Source organism: Shewanella sp. MBTL60-112-B2 (assembly GCF_019655055.1).
Taxonomy (GTDB): domain Bacteria; phylum Pseudomonadota; class Gammaproteobacteria; order Enterobacterales; family Shewanellaceae; genus Shewanella.
The window spans coordinates 1-941 of the sequence record NZ_BPFA01000074.1; the positions used below are offsets into that span (position 1 = coordinate 1).

1 protein-coding gene is annotated in these 941 nt (G+C 53.5%); it reads left to right on the plus strand.

Going from position 1 to position 941, the window contains the following annotated elements; genetic code table 11:
• Positions 1–45: 45 nt before the first annotated feature.
• The coding region (locus K5Q73_RS21245) for a hypothetical protein (protein WP_220766186.1) at positions 46–941 on the plus strand (896 nt) is incomplete at its 3' end.

Consider the following 941-nt stretch of genomic DNA (forward strand, 5'->3'; position numbering starts at 1 on the left):
GTGGAAGGAGTGGGAAAGGAGGCGTGGAACGGGACGGAAGGACTGATGAAGATGAACAGCGAGGATGAAGCGGTCAGGCGCGGGAGAGAGGGGGGGAGAGAGAAAGAGGGAACGACGTGGAAGGGGGGGAGGAGAAGGGGAGGGGAGGAGAAGGAGGAGAGGAAAGGGAAGAAAGGGAGGAAGAGGAAAAGAAGAAGGAGGGGAGAAAGAAAGGAGAAAGGAGGAGGGGAAAGGAAGAGAGAAGAGAGAGGAGAGAGGAGGAAGAAAGGGGAAAAGGGGGGGGGGAGGGGAGAAAGGAAGAAAGAGGAAAGAGAGAAAAAGGGAAAGAAGGAAGAAAAAAAGGGAGGGGAAAGAAAAAGAGGAAAGAGAAGAGAAGGGGGGAGAGGGAAGAGAAAGGAGGGGAAAAGAGGGAGGGAGGAAAAAGGGGAAGAGGAGGAAGGAAAAGGGAAGGGGGAGAAAGGAGGAAAGGAGAGAGGGAAAGGAAGAGGGGGGGAGGAGGGAAGAGAGAGGAAGAGGGGGGGAAAGAAAGAGAGAGGAGAGGGAGGGGGAGAGGGGGAGGAAGGGAGAAAGAGAGGGGAGGAAGAGAAGGGAAAGAAGAAGGGGAGAAGAAAGAAAAAAAAGGAGAGGGAGAGGAAGGAAAGGAAGAGGGAGGAAGAAGAGGAGGAAGAGAGGAAAGAGAAAGGGGGAGAGAAGGAAAGAGAAGAAAGGAAAAAAGAAGGAGAGAGGGAGAGGGAGAGAGAGGGGAGAGAAGAGGGAGAGGGGGGAGGGAGGAAAGGGAGGAGAGGAAGGGGAAGGGGAGAGAAAGGAGGGAGGAAGGGAAAAAGAAAAAAGAGAGGAAGAAGGAAAGGAAAAAGAGAGGGAAGAAGGGAAGAGAGGAAGAGAAGGGAGAAAAGGGAAAAGAGAGGGAAGAGAAGGGAGAGGGAAGGGGGACACGTCAGTTC